Source organism: Streptomyces aureus, from assembly GCF_000725495.1.
GTDB lineage: Bacteria > Actinomycetota > Actinomycetes > Streptomycetales > Streptomycetaceae > Streptomyces > Streptomyces aureus_B.
In genome coordinates this window covers 125,605-142,875 of sequence record NZ_JNZD01000028.1, presented here as the reverse complement: position 1 = coordinate 142,875, position 17,271 = coordinate 125,605, and the positions used below count along the sequence as shown (strand labels likewise).

11 protein-coding genes are annotated in these 17,271 nt (G+C 67.3%); 6 read left to right on the top strand and 5 right to left on the bottom strand.

Annotated features, from left to right (window positions below; translation table 11 throughout):
* Window positions 1-273: 273 nt before the first annotated feature.
* Both IO36_RS29555 and IO36_RS29550 read right to left on the bottom strand, forming a co-directional pair.
* Entirely contained in the window at window positions 274-1,470 is a 1,197-nt protein-coding gene (locus IO36_RS29555) for a hypothetical protein (protein ID WP_158997581.1), read from the bottom strand.
* A 174-nt stretch (window positions 1,471-1,644) separates the two neighbouring features.
* On the bottom strand, window positions 1,645-2,169 hold the full coding sequence (locus IO36_RS29550; RefSeq protein ID WP_037624143.1) for a DUF4760 domain-containing protein: 525 nt from the start codon (window positions 2,167-2,169) through the stop codon (window positions 1,645-1,647).
* Window positions 2,170-2,974: 805 nt separating this feature from the next.
* Here IO36_RS29550 and IO36_RS29545 point away from each other — a divergent pair.
* From IO36_RS29545 to IO36_RS29535, 3 genes are all read left to right on the top strand, one after another.
* Complete coding sequence (locus IO36_RS29545) at window positions 2,975-4,306, top strand: hypothetical protein (RefSeq protein WP_037624142.1); 1,332 nt, start codon at window positions 2,975-2,977, stop codon at window positions 4,304-4,306.
* Between the two features lie 834 nt (window positions 4,307-5,140).
* Window positions 5,141-7,711 carry an NACHT domain-containing protein gene (locus IO36_RS29540; RefSeq protein WP_158997577.1) on the top strand — a complete coding sequence of 857 codons (2,571 nt, stop codon included), beginning with the start codon at window positions 5,141-5,143 and terminating at the stop codon, window positions 7,709-7,711.
* Between the two features lie 38 nt (window positions 7,712-7,749).
* Window positions 7,750-8,847 (top strand): hypothetical protein, encoded by a 1,098-nt coding sequence (locus IO36_RS29535; RefSeq protein ID WP_037624140.1) that lies wholly within the window; start codon window positions 7,750-7,752, stop codon window positions 8,845-8,847.
* 977 nt (window positions 8,848-9,824) lie between these two features.
* Here the strand turns inward: IO36_RS29535 and IO36_RS47085 are convergent.
* Window positions 9,825-10,208, bottom strand: a complete 384-nt coding sequence (locus IO36_RS47085; RefSeq protein WP_158997575.1) for a hypothetical protein — start codon at window positions 10,206-10,208, stop codon at window positions 9,825-9,827.
* An 83-nt stretch (window positions 10,209-10,291) separates the two neighbouring features.
* Window positions 10,292-12,244 (bottom strand): helix-turn-helix domain-containing protein, encoded by a 1,953-nt coding sequence (locus IO36_RS43415; RefSeq protein ID WP_051901048.1) that lies wholly within the window; start codon window positions 12,242-12,244, stop codon window positions 10,292-10,294.
* A 291-nt stretch (window positions 12,245-12,535) separates the two neighbouring features.
* Here IO36_RS43415 and IO36_RS29515 point away from each other — a divergent pair, with 291 nt between their 5' ends.
* The 3 genes from IO36_RS29515 (at window position 12,536) to IO36_RS29505 (ending at window position 16,084) form a co-directional block, all read left to right on the top strand.
* A complete protein-coding gene (locus tag IO36_RS29515) occupies window positions 12,536-13,894 on the top strand; it encodes a hypothetical protein (RefSeq protein WP_037624136.1) in 1,359 nt (452 codons plus the stop codon).
* A 203-nt stretch (window positions 13,895-14,097) separates the two neighbouring features.
* Window positions 14,098-15,363 (top strand): competence protein CoiA family protein, encoded by a 1,266-nt coding sequence (locus IO36_RS29510; RefSeq protein ID WP_051901047.1) that lies wholly within the window; start codon window positions 14,098-14,100, stop codon window positions 15,361-15,363.
* 388 nt (window positions 15,364-15,751) lie between these two features.
* Window positions 15,752-16,084, top strand: a complete 333-nt coding sequence (locus IO36_RS29505; RefSeq protein WP_051901046.1) for a helix-turn-helix domain-containing protein — start codon at window positions 15,752-15,754, stop codon at window positions 16,082-16,084.
* A 60-nt stretch (window positions 16,085-16,144) separates the two neighbouring features.
* On the opposite strand, the gene IO36_RS29500 is transcribed toward IO36_RS29505, so the two are convergent.
* Window positions 16,145-16,948 carry a hypothetical protein gene (locus tag IO36_RS29500; protein WP_051901045.1) on the bottom strand — a complete coding sequence of 268 codons (804 nt, stop codon included), beginning with the start codon at window positions 16,946-16,948 and terminating at the stop codon, window positions 16,145-16,147.
* Between the last annotated feature and the right edge of the window lie 323 nt (window positions 16,949-17,271).

Below are 17,271 nucleotides of genomic sequence, written 5' to 3'. Positions count from 1 at the left end.
CTGAAAGGCGAGTTGTCCCCGGTCGGCGGGATCCAAGGCAGGCCGGCGGTCTGTTGCCTGGAGCTGTCCCAGGTTGCGGAGGCTGGCGAGTTCCTTGCGTGGGTGCCCAGTCCCGTTCGAAGCGTAGTCCGGTGTCCGTGCGTGCCATCTCCTCCACGGTGAATCGCTGTCCCGCCGTGCAATCCCGCGCGAAGGACCAGAACGATTGGCGCGCAGTCCGTCTGGGCATGGCACTGGCAGAGCATGAAAAAAGCACTCAACTGTGCATTCGGGTTAGTCACCCTGCCCCCAGGAGAGACAACTATCACACATCCCAGTCTCATCCTCGTACATCCAATGGCCGCAGGTGTCACAGAGGACCAGATCTGCGATCAGGTCGCATGTGAAACAGCGCGCCGTGGTTCCGCTCCGATCACTTGCGACCACGATTCGCGGGAACAAGGTCTCCTCCGCGCACTCGATGCAGGAGACGACTGGCGGCTCACCACCATCCTTGACGGACATAAACGTCGAGGTCTTCAAGACCGCGTCGACATACACGTCGGCCGCGTCCTGGGAACTCCAGGCTCCGTGGCAGAACCGGCACTCAACCTTCGCCTGGTCCGCGTCGACGACCATTGCGAACTGGCCGCACTGCGGACATTCGACCGCCCAAGGGGCACCGGCCGCGAGGTCGCTCCTCACTCGCTCCATCCGCAGCTCAACCAGTGCTTTCACTCGGTTCAGCCCAGCTCGCACGAGTTCCATCTGCTCGTCAACGTGGTGACTGTCACCAGCATCCAAGTGGGGCCGCAGATGGTTGTGGATGAAGTCGAGCAGGAAATCCAAGACCTTGACCGCGCGCGCCTCGATAGCTGCCACTGGAGCGGCAGCCAGCCCGGCCATGCCGAAGTGCTGCAACCGGTTACGGTACTCGGCCAGGGCCTTAATGGCACGAAAGTCCCGGTTCGAGATGGCGATACCGAGCTTATCTTTGAGCAGTCGGCGCGCAGCAGGGATACCGATGCTCCGGAAATCGCCGCGTTGGAAGTGCGCCTCGTCGCATATCTCGCCCTCTTTGTTGACCTCGACGACAAGTCGCCAGTCGCGGCGGGCAAGGGGCCACTTGAGGAGAACCTCAGTGCCTGCCTGCAAGTGCAGCACTGCGTACTTTATGTCACGGGCGGTAGGTTCATCGAGGAACTCCAAAACGCTGAGCAGGTAGTCCATACCGTTGCGGACCACCGGAAAGTGAAATTCGGGGTCGTCGGCTGCTCGATCACCCGCCAGAGGGATCCACTGCAGCGGTCGGTGAACCCGAGGAACCTCGAGGCTCGACAGCGGGAGTGCCCGCGTTTCGCCAGTCACGTCGAACATGACATTCACCAACGTCGCCGATACTTCAGCACTGCTCGGTGCAATGGTGCCTCGTTCGGTGGTCCACACCCTGACCTTTGTGCCGACCAACGGGCGCTTCGGGGTGACGTTCATGTGCAAAAGTGCTCCATCTTCAGAAGGGCGCTGCCCTGGATCCAAGTGATCCGGCCCGAAGGTCTCCCGGAGGACGTAGGCCAGCCCTCACTCCGGAGGCAACTTAGCCTCACCGTATCCGCCGCGCTGCCTGCCTGAATGCGGCTGCCATAGGCGTGAACACCTCGTCGGGCATCATGGACGCGGTGGGAGCGGAAGCCTCCAGAGCTCGGTTTTTGCACGGGCCTGGTCTGCAGGGATCTCACGGACCAGGTGGTAGAGGTTCTCGAAGTATTCCTGCCAGCGGTTGGGATCCGGCATCGCGTTCCCGGCCCGCTTGGCCCTCTCCGCCTCCACCATCGGACGCATGCCTTCCCACACCGAGATCACTGACCCGCCCAGGTACCCGGAGACAGGTTCGATGTCCACGACTCCATGGGCGACCAAGGCACCGAGGTTGTCGTAGAACCAAGCCAGCTCACGCACCAACTCCCTGTGCGCTCCGGGGACCCCGTCCAGTCCCGCCGACAGATCACAGCCTGGCAGCTGCTCGTGCACGAACTGCCGGGCACCGGCCAGACGGGCACTGCGATGCTCGCGAAACAGGTCTACCAGCACCGGCAGGGTGTTGGCGTGCTGAGCCAGCCTCAGCTGCCGCACTGACGCCCAGCCAGACACACCCAGGGCCACCACCGACACCATCAACGCCGCAACACCCATCACGCCCCCGATCGCCCGTCGTCACGCCTTCTTGTCTTCTCAAGCCTGCTGCCACGGCAATGCCCTGGAACAACTCCTTGAACCGGCCGCCCCAGATGGAACGATGGCCGACCTGGCTGCACGGGTACCCGTCATGCGCCGGCCTGCGACCCTTCCGCGTCCGGTGGCGTAGTCGGCGGACCCCCTGCTGCGGCTGCCTTCGGCATCGGTTGCGGCCCTGGCCCGCTCTTGCTGCGGGTGATCGCGCCGGCGACCAGGGACCCTCCGCCAAGCACTACCAGGCCGGTCCCCAGGGTGCCGCGGGACCCGAATTGGTCACGACAGGACTGACGCGGGTCTCCGTCGTATCCGAAGCCAGTCATCGCCCCGGTCAACTTTCCTATCCGCGCTTCCTTGTCTGCAGCCTGCCAGTCGGGAAACCAGGGTGATCCGCAGTCGTCCATCGGTGCAGCCCCCAGGTACAGGCCGATCGCTGCCACGATCGCACCCAAGGACAGGAGCCACACAGTCGTTCTGTTGTCCGCATCCATGCGCGTGATCATGACATCCCTTCGGAGGAGTTGAGGGAGTTTCGTGAAGACGTGTAGAGATCATTGCCTCACTGTCGTATGAGGGTGATCGCGCCCAGCGCCCGGGACGAGCGAAGAGCAGGCTTTGGGTGCGCAGGGACTGGCGTCGCTCTCCCCCGTCCCTCCCCTCGACGCCTTACGTTCCGTCCGCTTCCGCCATGGCCGAGCCAAATGAATTGGCGCAGTGCGGGCGCCTCATGCATCCTGGCCTGTTGCCTACGCAGGAGGTCGCAAGGATGGCAGAGATTCGCTCACTGGAGGAGTTGCAGACGCCGGACAGCACCGCGCTCGTGTTCACCCCGTACGGGCTGGGTGCTCCGATGCCGGCCGAGAGGTCAGCCGAGTTTCTGCAGCAACTGGTCGCGGGCTGTGAGATCGCTCCGGGCGTGGCGGAGGGGACGCGCCGGGAGTTCGATCGGCTTCAGCGTCTCTTCGCCTACGGCTTGTTCGACTATGACGTTTTCACCGTGGTCGACGACCGCGCCTTGCTGGTGATGGAGCAGGCGCTGCGCGAGCGGTTTATCCAGTGGTGTGCTGGCGCGGTGGCGTTCGAAGACGCCAACGGCTTGGAGCCGCCGAGAATCGAACCCGTGGGCACCTACGACGAGGTGCTCGCTGCGGTGAAGAAGCTGGGCAGGAGGAATCGACCGAGGCAGCAGCCGTCGCCGCACTGGCAGTTGAAGGCCGGCCGCACATCGATCGACTTCAATGGGATGCTCGCCGGGCTGCGTGCCTGGGCGCGAGCGGCCGGTCTGCTGCGCGGGCAGCGCACGCGTGGCATCGAGCATGCGATGTCGCATCTGCGCAACGCTGTCGCCCACCCGACCAGCTACCACCGCACGACGCCCGTGGAGGCGGCACGGACCCTGCACGACCTGGCAGAATTCGTCAACCAGCTGTGGGGGCACCCGACCCCTGGCGGGCGTCTGTACCCCGCTCCCGTGGACCGCGACGTGGTCGTCATGGCCTGGAACGACGAGGGAAGCATCCATATGGCGCAGGCCGATGCCCTGCGCGACGACACCGGTGCCGAAGGCTTCCTCTACATCCTGATCCTCAGCGTCTCGCGCCCCGGCAGCCAGTACGAGGATCCGCACTGGGCGGCGTTCGACACTCGGTTCGAGACTACGCAGTTCCCCTCGGAGTACCTCTGGGGGCCGGGAAGCCGCAGCGAGGCGCTGGCCTGGCTGGACGCGGAACAGCCGACGGGCGACACCGTCGACTATCTCGACCGTGTCTTCATGCTCCGCGAGCACGACGGCCAGTTGTACCCGCCGATGCACCCGGAGGTGGCCGCCGGCCTCACCGAAGAAGAGCAGCGCGGCACCTGGCACACCGTGCGAGCCGACTTCCCCCAACACGCCTTCAGCCACGTCCGGGGCCTCAACGGCAACCCCGGTGCCCACTCCCGGACCGGCGACTGCAAAAACTGTCCCGCTCACCACCTCAGCAGCGGCAGCCACAGCCAAGCCCTGCAAGCCGCCGAGGACCTTATCGGCGTCGTCGTCCCTCGACGCCCGCCCACCGTTCAGATCCCCGACTCGCTCTCCTGGCCGCACCGGTTCTGAGAGCACACGGCGTTGGACCTGCGCCGCAATGACCGCCCGTAGACGCGCCTTCCGGGCTCGCGGACCACTGAACACGCTTCCCGGAACGGCCAGTGGAAGCGCAGGACGTGGCAGAACGGGGTGAACGGCTTGCAGTGACGTGCCGCGAAGAGCAGCTCGGCCGGTCGGGGACACCTGTTGCCAGCCGTACGCGACGGCCGTCGAAGGATGCCGTGGCCGATCGCCGAGCGCTGATCGGCTCCCTGTGCACGTGGCGGGAGGACTGCTCCGGGCGCGTGCCGGGGTGTGGGGTGGCGAGGTAGGGGTGGTCGTGTAGCGATGAGCGGCGCGGAAGCTGAGGCCGAAGAGTTCCAAGAGGTGTTTGGTGTCGCCGTCCGCATTGACTTCGTTCCGGAGGCGGTCATCGCGCGGTTTGCCCGAGGTGAGGACCCAAGTGGCCGTTCACCCGGGCGGTGGTCGACATGCACGGTTGTACGGGCGTTGCGGAAGTGGATGAGGAGGTCGCGGTTTTGGGTGGCAGGCCAGTGCTGGTGGCGGTGGGCAGGCAGGCGGCCAGGCGGTGGCGGACCCGTTCGGCCAGCAGGCCGCGGCTGTTGCCGAGGGCAGGGTGGCACTCTCGAGGTCGGTGCTGGAGACGTTTGACCATGGTGGACGGTCAGGCCGTAGAGCGCGACCAGCGCGGTGAGCAGGGCGGTTGCTTCGGCATCGGGATACTGGAGTCGACGTGGCCGTTGGACATAGATGAGAACGCTGGGCATCGCGGTCACCCCAGTGAGCCCAGCGCTTACCACCGAGCCAGCCCGGTTTGTCAGAGGGGCGTGGAAGCATGCATCTGTGAGCGGCGTAGACACGGTCCGAGGTATTGCGTATCAACAGGCACAAGGTGTGCTCCAGGCGATCGAGGTTTTGGAGAACCCCGACCTGGGGGCCCTCCGTGTCGAAGGCGCTGACGACGCCGTCGACATTGAACTGCTTGGCCGTGACGGAACCCTGCGTCACGCCATCCAGGTCAAGGTGCGTGCCCCTGACTACACATGGGGCGAGGCAGCACTGTTCGCAGTTCTGAAGCGCTGGGCGATCCTCCCGGAAGCCAGGCACGCAACGTTCGAGTTCCTCACGGACGGCCGACTCGGTCCGAGCGGTCAGCGTGTCCAACAGGCTCTCGAGTCTGCGGCTAAAGGCGAGACGGATCCTCTCGCCGAGCTGCTCGGTGTCGGCGTCGACGACCCTGTGTACGTCGCACTGGGTAAGGCGACGATCCGTCAGGACCCTTACAACACTGGTGCTCTGTTGGCGCGTGCAGAGCACCAGGTGGCTGCAATGCTGCCCTCAGCACGTACTGCGGAGGACCTGCAGGAACAGGCTTGCATGGCTGTTGACCGCTTGTTTCGTGCCCTGTTCGAGTTCACCAGCAACGCCGAGCCGCGTCACCGTCAGATCGACCGTCGTCTCATCGCAGCGCTCCTGGGCGTACCAGCCGAACAGTCACCTGCACACCGTTGGGCAACTGTGCGCGCGAGCTATCTGCAGGCGGCGGCGCTCTGTGCTGTGCACGAGGCGGTTGTGCCTTCGGTGGCCGACATCCAGGTGCAAGCCCCCGCTCTCATGCGACAGCACGAACCTGGAAAGGAACAGAAGGCGCAGCTCGACGAACTACTGAATCAGACCGGCCCCGTGCTCCTTGCCAGCCGGACGGGAACCGGTAAGTCGACCGCGGTACACATCCTGCGCCAACAGGCCGCGGAATCCGGCCACCCCGTGATCATGGCGCACGCCGAAAGCTACTTGCCCGGACGCCTGGCCGCACTGGCAGCAGATGGACTGGCCGCAGTACTGGGAGAACCATTTCCTATCACCACCGGCGCACAGGCCCTCTCCGACGCCACGGTCACTCTGGTGATTGACGGCGCTTCTGAAATCGCTGAACCGATGCGTCGAGCCATGCACCAGGAGCTACTCGCTCCCACTTCCGCCGGTCGCGGAGCACGGCTTGTCCTGGTGGGACGCGATGTGGCAGCGCTGCGTGACATGCTGCCGAGCAGCGTGACCCCAGCCACGTACCAGATGGTGGGTCTGGAGCACGAGCAGCGGGTCGAACTGGTGGAGAAGGCAACGGCCGCTGCCGGTACGCCATGCCTGCAGCAGACGGCCCGCTCTGTCGTTGTGCCTCTCGAAAAGGCGCTAAATGACGCGGCAGCCAACCCCCTGCTGTTCACCATGGCTCTGTCACTCCAAGGCACCCAGCCCGCTCCCAGCAGCAGAGCGGCCCTCTACCGAGCCTTCATCGAGCAGTTGGCTGCACGAAGCGGGGCGTCTGGCATCGCGGTTGTGCGTACCGCGCTGGGCATCGTGTTTGCCCGTTTGCTGAATGAAGGTCGCCGCTACGCCGACGTCTACGAATGGCACCACCTCCTCAGCCAGGCCGTATCTGCCCTTCGAAACGTGGGGTTGCCAGCTGATACATCGGCCCTCCACGAAGCAGCTCGCCGCTGCGGGCTTATCACTGCGCTGGGGTGGGATCAGACGGTGGTCGCCATGCACGATTCCTTCGCGGACTACCTCGCCGGAGCAGCACATGCAGCTGGCACCGAGCCTCTTCCCAAACGGCTCGCGGCCGGCGACGACCAGCGCATGCTGTTCTGTGCAGAAATCAGCGGTGTGAGTGAGGATGCGGCAGGCTTGGTGGCCCGTGATCTGCCCTTCACCACAGTGCCTTTGGCCCGCCATGACCGCAGAGAGCTGGGCCCGCAGGCGCCCGCTGAGGTAACTGCGCTACTGCGCTGCCTGTCATCAGCGCAAGATCGAGCGGTCGTGTTAAGCCGGCTGAGAGACGGAAGAGTGCTGGTGGTGCACTCTCCCAGAGCCGAGTCAGAGTGGATCGGCGAGGTGTCCGCCCTTGAACTCGCTCAGACTTGTCATGCAGTCGTGGTGGACAGCGACACCGGCCCCTTGGGGATTGCGACGAGGATCTGGCGTCAGGAAGTACTCGACTGCTTCAGATACCGCGCGGCTCCTCCACTCTGTCAGGAACCCGGGTCGACCCCTGTTGTGCTGCTGACCAAGCACATTGAACAGACCGCCGTCATGGCTGAACGGCTAATCGCCCGTGTCGCTCCGCCAGGCCACATTGGGCGCCTGCAAGCCCAGGTGGGGCCGCTGGGCCTTCGGGCGGTGATCGGCCAGCCGCGGCAGGACGCGCTGGGCACGCATACGCCCCTCGACTATCAGCGGGCGACCGGCATCGACATCACCGACACGTCCGGGGAGGCAGAACTCCCGAGCGGGGAGAACGGGGGTTCCACAACCCTCGAGCACCTGCTCGACAGCTCGCCTGCAGTTACTGCTGTTCGACGCGTACGCGAAGCCTTGGAAGCGCTCACCATCAAGTCATGGCTCGTGCCTTAACACTCACAGCCGCCCTGTCCACCGAACGGATGCGCACCATGACCGACACAGCCGTCTGGCAAGCCGTATCGCAGCAAGCAGACGCCTGGGCAGCCCTGCCCATCGTTCAGGAATTTGCCCACCAACTGCCCCGCAATTCGTCCGATCCGACGTGCGGGGTACCAGGCAAGCTGCAGCACATGCAGGCGGGCGGCGCCGACGTCTCCGGTCTGCCCCTGCGGCTGTCCCGCGAAGTGCACATGTTCGACCAACTGCCCAATCTGGCCCCGGATATTCCCCTCGATCCGGCGCAGTGGGGCGCCTGGCGGCAGGCGGCGGCACGCATCGAGGCGGCACACCGCACCACCATCGCATGGCTGCGCTCCCGCATGCCCGGTTACCCGCAACTACCGGCCCCGCAGCTCGCCCCAGGAACCGCGCTGACCACCACCGAATTCACGCGCCGCCTCGCCTGGCAACCAGGCGAACGCGCCGCCGGCTTCCAGATGAAGAACCTGCCGCCCCAAGCCACCAGCACGCTGCAGGCAACAGCTGGTCAAACGCGGACACTCCAGGAGAGTGCCCGCGCCCTGGCCGCCGCACTGCAGGCAAGCCAGCCATGGCAGCAACTCGCCGCTGCCCGGCAGGCTCTAGATGAGGCCAGCCGCAGAGAGCTGACCGCAGCGCGCGCACGCCTCAAACAGCGACTCTCCGGCGCCGCCGTCGACGCCCACGCAACAAGCCGCGTCCTGTCGCGCCACAACTACCGCTGCACCGTGCTCGACGAAGAACTCGCAACACTCACCGGCCCCGCCCGGCAGTTCGCCGACGCCTTCGACAACGCAGACAAGCTCGTGGAACTCGCCGCAAGTGACGTATTCGGTCAACTCGCCCTCTACGGAGGTCCCCTGCTCGTGCAGAACGTCACCGACATTGACTTCGAACCCGGAACCCTGCGACACGTCCATTTCAGCGTCGATACGGACCACTGGTTCAACACCGGCGAGCTCATCCAAATCGACGACCCCCTCGTCGCGGACACCTGCCACCTGATCAGCACCACCGTCAATTTTGGCTCCGCCATCGCCCCCCGTCTGACCGCCCGGATCCTGCCCGGAACAGCCTCCCTGTGGCGGGCCGCCGCGCCAAGGGCATGAGTCACTGAGAATCATCGGCACTGACCAGAAATTTCTCCCCCAGACATGGACTCGGAGCGCGCGCTGCCAGCAACGGGAAACCTCCTCCACGCTCCCTGGACTCCTCAGCACACTTCCAAGACGTTCACAGCCGCCGCGTCCCTGTACGGGCGGGTATTGCGGGCCGCAGTGTTGAAGGTGAGCCCGAACAGTGCACAGATCATGCGAGTGTCCCCTGCGGTGCGGGCTTCGTCGACAAGGCGGTCGGCACGCAGGAGGTGACTGGAGCAGGGGTAGCGGTGGTCGAGCCAGGCACGGCTGACGGGCGTGGTGGAGATCGTGGTCCGGCGGGTCAAGAACAGGTGCAGGTTGGCGGTGTACGGCCAGGCCACGGGGCGGTAGGCGCTCAGGCGCGGACCTGGACCGGATCGGCGAGCATGACGGTGCGGTCCGGCGGGTTGAGCCGGCGCTAATCGAGGTCGCGCAGGCAGTCGAGGGTGAGGGTGCGAATTTCGGTGGTGCGCAAGGCGTGGAGGGTGAGCAGGACGGGGACGGCTGCGCGGGCCGGGTCGGGTGAGGTGAGGGCCTCTCGGATCGGGCCGAGGGCGGCCGGCAGCGGGATGGCGCGGTGGAGAGTGCCTACCCACAGGTGGACGGTGGGGTTGCTCGGCTCGTGTGGTAAGCGTCCTCACCGGCGGGCACATCGCGGTACTCGGTGTAATACAGGCACAGCCCTGCGAGGTCGCCGTACCGGGAGGAGGATCTCTCCCTGAGATCCCCAGCCGGTCACGAGGACTCGTCCGTCCTCGCCCAGGAGCTTGCGCTCGCCGGCGCTCTCCTTAGGACTGCACACGCCGTCGCCCACGTTCGTGAACAGCGTTGTGCCTGCGACGACGTAGGTACGGGCATGAACGGCGTCCGGTCGACCCACGGCCCCCACATGAAGAGCACCAGCGAACGACGGGAAGGACGACGCCGTACGGGCACGGCAACTCCGCCTACACGACGCGATGCGCGTTCCAGGTTGGCGAGGAGCGGGCGGTCTGCGAGGCGATGCTGACCGGAGCCACGCAGGAAGAGATCGCGCAGAGGCTCGGAACCACGCGGAAGTCGGTCGAGCGGCGCCTGAGCCGGGTCCGGGGCCGTGCCCGCAAACTCGCGGCAGCCGACTTCATCGTCGTCCCCTCGGTCAGCTCGGCGGTGCCCCGGTGAACGGTCCCCTCGATCTGCGCGTCCTGGTCCTGTTCCTTGCCGGGGCGGGTACGGCCTACCTCGCGTACCTCCACCCGGCTGCCGGAGTCGCCCTGTTGGTCGGTGTCGGCGTGGTGACACTCCTCTACATGCTGCTGGGATCGGGCGGCAGAGACGGAGACCCCCGTCACTCTGACCAGGTCGTCCCTACTACCCCCGGCCCCGAACCGGGGGAAATACGGGCGTGCCACCGTCATCAGGAGGGGTGGGAAGGCTAGTCGTTGTTATTGGTGATGGTGACGTTGTGGCTCGCTTGAGGATGCAGGACGAGGCCGCGCAGGCCTGGGATGGAGGCGATGCCCCAGGCGATGAGGGCAAGTCCGGCGGCGACCGGTCGGGCGGGGTCGGGCGTTCCTGACCACACCATGGCGGTGGTGGCGGCGCCCCACAGGATCCAGGTGAGCCGTGCTCCGAAGGTCCCGGTGAGGAAGGAGAAGGCCAGCAGTCCGGCACCTGAGGCGACCCAGACCAGGTGCAGGGTGGTGGCGGTGACGGGCAGTCCCGCGGTGTGGGCGTCCAGGTAGGTGCGGACCGGCTGGTCGACGGTGGCAGTCAGTCCGCTGCCGTTCCAGGCTTTCGCGGCGTGGCTGGAGAGCGCGCTCAGGAGTGCTCCTGTGGCGGATGTCAGAACGAGGAAGGCTGAGATGACCACCACGGTTTTGATCCACAGCGCTGTCTGGCGCCACGGGCCGGTCATGGCGTCGGCGACTTCCCGGCGGCGCGCGTCGAGCCAATCCCGGTCGGTGAGCCGCAGCAGAGGGCGCGGTGTGGGCTCGGGCGGCTGGCTGCGAGGTGCTTTCAGGTCGGCGGCGATGCTGCCGACGGCGTCCTGCAGCATCGGCAGGACGCGGCGGTCTTTGCCGACGACGGTGTAGGCGGCCAGGACCGCAGTCGTCGGGAGCAGTGCCAGCAGCCACCAGGAGCTCCACCGAGTGGCGGTGAACAGACTGAAGGCTGCCGCGCCGGCAGCCGAACCGGCGGCCAGCCAGCGCACAAGGCGGTTTGACAGGTTCTGGGCGCTGAAGCGGATCTGCCGGGTGAGCGGTTCGCCTCTCAGAAAGCTGCGCAGCGCGGGCCACAGCTGTCGTGCCGGCTCCCACGGGTCGGCGGTCAGGACCAGCCCGCTCACGGCGAGCAGGACCAGGAACGGGGCCCATCCGGGGGCGCCGGCGTCGGTGACGGCGAGCAGGGCGACGGCTGCGGTCATGAGCAGCAGGCATCCCAGGGCGCGGCCCAGGAGGTGGGTGGCGGTCTGCCAGCGCTGGATGATCTGGGTGGCGGTGCGGCGGGGCGGGGTCAGGTCCCATGCGTCGCGGGCTTCGTCGCGCAGTGCCTGGCCTTCGTCGAGGAAGCCGTGCACGGTGTCGAGCATCTGGTCGAAGTCTGCTCGGAAGAAGGCTTCTTGGAGGTCTTCGGGCATGGGTGGCAGGAGTGTGGGGTCACTGTCGCCGCCCGGGGCGGGTGTGGTGGCGCGCAGGCGGGCGAGCTGTTCCTCGAGTTCGTCGCTGCGCTGGCGCAGGCGTCGGGTGAGCTGCTCGGCTTCCTCGCGGCTGGCTCGGGCTCGTCCCAGGTCCTGCTGTGCGGTGTCAAGTTGGTAGGTCAGCCGGGCCAGTTCCTGCTGGGTTTCCTGGCTCTGGTGGTTTTTGAGGTTGCTCATGCGCTGCTGGAGGTCGACGGTGAGCATACTGAGGGCGGTGACCATCTGCTGAGCGCGGTTGCGTTCCTGGGCCAGGAGGTCGTTGCGCTCGTGCGCCTGGGTGAGCTGTTCCTGCGCGTGGGCCGCCTGGTCCTGGGCTGTGGCCGCGACGCTGGCCAGCGCGGCCGCCGCGGCCTCCTCGGCGGGCCGTGGGGCGGGCAGATGGGCTGAGGGCGGCGCGGGGTTTTTTGCCTGCTGCCACAGCGCCAGGGCCTCTTGGCGGCGGATCTCCCGTTCCAGGCGCGGTGTGAGGGCGTCGACGGCCTTGACGATGAACTGCTGTGATGGAACCTTCTTGCCGCTGAAGAACTCCGAGATCGTGCTGCGGCCGTAGTCGACAGACGGCTCCAGGTCTCTCAGCTGCTTTCCGGAGCGGTCCAGGAGCTGGCGCAGATAGGTCGCCAGCACCTGGCCTTCGACCGTGTCGGCCTGCAGGTCGCCCCATCCCCGGCCAGCCTTCTTCTCCGCCATAGCCCCCCTCGCCCACGTCAGCAGCGCACCGATGACGCCGTGCGCAGTTCACTGACGGCCCCAGCTTACGAAGATCGTGCCCAGGGCGGCAGGGCACCAACCAGCCTCCTCAGGACACCGAATGGCCCGATGATGACGGGCCCGACGGCGCCCGGACGGTCCGGCGCTGCTGTGCCATGTCCGCACTTCACCAGGTCAAAGGCGCGGACAACGTGTCGGACAAAGGCGGCGGAGCAAGGCTGTGAACAGTCCCGCCCGCCTCGTCCCCACACCTGCTGCCTGGAGTCGTCCATGACCCGCCCCGCCGCTTCCCGCTCCTCCCTCTCCCGTCCGCGCGCCCTGTCCGGACCCGCAGCTCCCGCCACGCTGCCTGTCGCACGGACCGGCCGGCGCCGCACCGCTCTGCCCCGCATGAGCGAACTCGCCATCGACCAGTCCGCCGCAGGACGCATCATCGACCTGCGCCGCGACCCGCAGGCCCCGCACAGCCTGCCGCGCGGCCTGGCCGGCGGCCGCTACCGGTGCTGCGCCTGCGGACAGCGGCTGATACTCACCGGCCCCGCCAACACCGCCTCCCACTTCACCCCGCGCTTCCGTCACGACGGCAGGCGGCCCGGATCAGACCACTGCAGCGCCCCGGCGCAGCAGCAGGCAGACATCCAGGCTGACCTCACACGCGTCCTCGACCTGCGCGACCGGCTGTCCGCCCTGCCGGGCGTCACCGCGTGGCTGCAGATCAACCCCGGCCAGGCAGGGCAGCGTTGGGAGGTGCCACCGGCTCTGATCATGCGCCGCGGAAACGAGACCGCGGTCATCGAACGCCCGCGACGGCCGCTCTCCCCCGCCCTCGTTGACCAGCAGCTCAAAGCCGTGCGCGCGCAGCAGGGCGCCGCCGCGCAGCACTGGTGGATCTTCGACAGCGACGATCCCGCCCACTACACCAGCGCCGGCAGCCTCTCTGTGCGGTCGCGCGGCCGGGCCCTCACCCATCGCAAGGTGCAGCCCACCTCCGCCCAGCGGCAGATCAACGCCAGGGGCGGCGCGGTGTGCTGGCTCGCCGAGGACACCCTGCTCATCCCCTACGGCGGACACGCGCACCAGCACGCCGCCCGGGAAGGAGAGGACTGGAGTGGCGACATGGCGTCCTGGCGCCATGACTGGCGCATCTCCAGCCCCCGCCCAGCTGGCGACGCCGACTGGTGGGGGCTGGTCCCGGTCCCGCTTTCCGTCCTCGACCGCCCGGCCGGCCTGCGCGCCTCAGTAGCGTTCCAGGTCATGGCCGACCTCGCACACGCCGAACAAGGACGCGAACGCCACCGCCGCCGCCTCGCCCGCGACCACGCACCCCACTCCACCACCCACAACCACACGCCCCAGCAACTGCAACTGCCCACGCCAGACGAGCCCCCAAGCCATGCACCCCAGCAGACAGCTGTGACAGCCGCCGTGAACTCCGCGGCAACCGCCGGTCTGCCGGAGCCCGCCAGCACACCCCCTGCAGCACCCGTCGTGGCGCCGGCAGGATCCCTTCCCCGTCGGGCCGCCGCGGCACCCGAACGCCCCGCTGCACGACGCAGCCGCTTCTCCTGGCGCCGCCTTCTGTCCCGCGGCCGGCGCAGCAAAAGCAACCCGACACCGCCCGTCGGCTGAGGCCCCGCCGCGGATGCCAGGCACGACATCCCTGGCATCCGCCCGGGGGGCAGCACCCGAGCCGGCTTCGGACCCGCCATCGGTATCTGCGGCTGTCTCCCCCGCATCACGCAACCCTCAAGCCTGCAGACCCCGTTCCCGGGGACGGCCGGCAGGTTCCGGCGCTCTGTCTGAACCCGTTGTCTGCGCATACCGTGGAATGCATGGCCAACGGGGTGTTTCACACCAGGTACGGCATAGAGATCAACCTGCACCGCAAAGACCTCGCCAACCCCGATCGGGAACACCTGCTGGAGGAGATCACCCAGCCTGTCAGCCAGCGCGCCCGCGACCTGCTGCAGTGCTTGGAGGACCGCAACGGGGGCGAATGCCAATGTGCGCTGGACGGCAAAACCCCCTGGATGTTCGTCCGCCGTCAGCGCCGCAACGGCCAACTGGTCTGGGAGGCAGCCCACCTGCCGCTCACCCACGTCGCCACACCCCAGGAGAGCGACAAGCACAAAGCGATGAAGGAACGGATCGCCCGTACCGCAACGCGGCACGGGCTGGACGTACAGACCGAAGCACGGTCCGAGGACGGACGAGTGGTCACCGATGTCCTGGTGACCGGAGCCGGCGCACGCGTCGGATGGGAAGCCCAGTACTCCCCCATCACCGCCAACACCGTCCGCCGGCGCTCCGCCAAAGCCCGGGCCCGCGGTATCGCGCCCCTGTGGGTGACCGGCGACGCGACCTCCCAGCTGATCGACAGCGCTCCCTGGACCCGCGTCGACGACGTCCCCTGGCAACGCATCATCTCCCCGCTCGCCCTCATCATCCGCGCCGGCGTCCGCCACCTGCAGATATGGAAATGCACGCCAGCCAGCGAGCGTGCCTGCCCCGATACGGGCGACGCCTGCGGCAAATGGCACTGCGGGTGGTACCTGGCCGCGCTGTGCCTGCCCCAGGAACGTGCCACTGCGCTCGATGAACTCGTCATCACCAGCGCCGACGGCGAACACGTGGCCGTGCGCTCCCGCAATCCCCACGACCCCCGGCGCGTCACCTACCTGTGGGCACTGGCCCGCGATGTGCAGCGCTGGCGCGAGATCACCGGCGAATCCGACGCACCGGCCGAACCCGACCAGAGCGACGACGAACACGTCACCTACACCGAAGAAGAAATCGACAGCTCCTGCCGATACGGCGAAGACGGCCCCCACACCAGCAGCCCGCGCCCCTTACGCGAGACCACCTCCGCCACCGGACTCCACACCTTCGACCAAGCACCCGACCACACCCTGCTCCAGCCCAGCCGGCCCATCGCCCTGCATCTCTCCCCCCGCGAACGCCTCGTCATCGCCGCAGAACTGAAATGCCCGCCCTGGGAAATCGGGCCCTGCACCCTGTGCGCCACCCCCATCCACCGCTACGGCCCCCGAAGCCCCCTCGCATGCCCCACCTGCCGCACTACCACTCACCATCCGTAACGGGAGCGATGCAGAACCTCCCCGTCTCGCGGACTTCGACCTCTTCCGGGCTGGCGTAGGGATCTGCGGGGAATGCGCGTTCGCGCCGAGCAGCTGCCGGGGCGGTGAGACGCTCCCGTTACCGCAGCCGCCCGCAGATTTGACCGGTTTGCGGCTGTGGCTGGAACTGCAGTCGCAAAGGCTGTGGAGAGCCGCCGTCAGGGTGATTTGGCTGCCGGGGCGCGGCTGCCTGGCTGGGCTGCGTATGTGCAGGCCAGAGTGGGTGCGTGCCGGGTTGGAGCAGATGATGTTCCGTGGTTTTTGCGAGAACCGAGTTTTTAGTTAGAGCTAAAGGTGGCATTCTAGTTGAGGCAACGTTCGTTGCTGCCAACGGACTTGGGGGTCCTCTATGAGCTTCTTCGCTCGAGGTGAGAACAGCACAGACTTAGCCGGTGCGCAGTTGGCGCGGCAGGCGACTGCCTCTCTAGCGGGGATCCTTGCGGGCCTTGGCAGATCGCGTTCCGACCTGGCCAAAGCGATGGGTGTCAGCCCGGGGCGCGTGAGTCAGATCATGTCCGGGGACGCAAATCTGACGGTGCGCACGCTGGCGGCAGCAGCCGAGGCGCTGGGAGCCCAGGTCGAGATCACGTTCTCGGTGCATCCCCAGACCGCTCACGTGCCGTCGAAGGGCAGCGGGGACTCGTCGCCGATGCGCGGTGCCAGCCTGCCCTCGCATCGCTGAGGAGACGTCTGCTGCCCGGGCCCGGGGTGTTTGCTCGCCTTGGCGGGATGAGCGGCGCTTTCAGCGGCGGCTGCGGCGCCAGGACGGCCGGCGCCTCTGCGGCGGCACCGGGACGCGGTGGTGGGCGCCGGCGTTGAGGGCTCCCGTCCGCAGGACTTCCAGTGCAGGATGCTCGGACCGGCGCCCGTGCAGGTAGGCGAGCTTCACAAAGTGCTCGCTCAGGGTGCGGGCTTCCGCGAACGTGCTGCGGCAGGCGAATTCCTCGTCGGCGTCCGGTTCCCTCTTGAGCCAGGGCGTCTGGACGTTGCACGCGTCGTCGGTCGACGTCTGTACCTCCAGTGCCTTGTCGATCGCCTTCTCGGCGGCCTCGTACTGGGCCTTGATCGACTTGATGACGGCTGCGTGGTCCTGCCGGGCCAGCAGGTACTGCTGGAGTTCATGGATGAACAGGCGCAGCTGCCGTGATTCCCTGAAGTCGGCGAGGAATTCGGTGCTCCAGTTCAGGGCGTCGGTGCGCATCCGGTATTCGAGGCGCTCCAGGAGCCAGGCGACGCCCAGGGTCATGAACTTGACGACCGGCTGGGCCGTGCCGTCCTGCCTGCGGCGGGGGGCTGCCGTGGCGCCGAGAGCGAAGCCTGCCGCCGCCGGAGGAACCTTCGCCAGGTGCGGCAGCAGCAGGCCCGCTCCGACGGCGATGGCGCACATCAGGGCGACGACGCTGAAGGCCAGGGCCGCGGAGCGGTGCGTGCCCAGCAGCCGCCCCTTGCCGGCGAACTGCCGCAGCAGACCGAACCAGGCGACACCCGCGCAGATCCCGGCCGGTAATGCGAAATCGGTGAACCACGTGTGTTGATACCAGTGCATGTACGGCCCCAGATTTTCCAGTGAACAGGCAGGACCGTCGCCCGACGGCAGAGGCGAGGCGGGCTCCCCCTCGGCACCGGCGCCCAGCCCTCGCCCATGGCAGGCGAAAACGCCCGGCATGAGTACGGCCCGATGATCTCACCCTGCGCTGCCCTTGGGTCTGACTTTGAGCAACGTGAAGTGACGGATTGCATGAGATCCGGCCACCCTCAGAACGTCAGGCGGCACCGTCCCGATCTCCAAGCCTCCTCCCCCGGCCGGGATGCGAACTCTGCTGCCGGGAAGGGGCAACCGGTGACAGTCCCGGGGGGGCGGAAGACGGC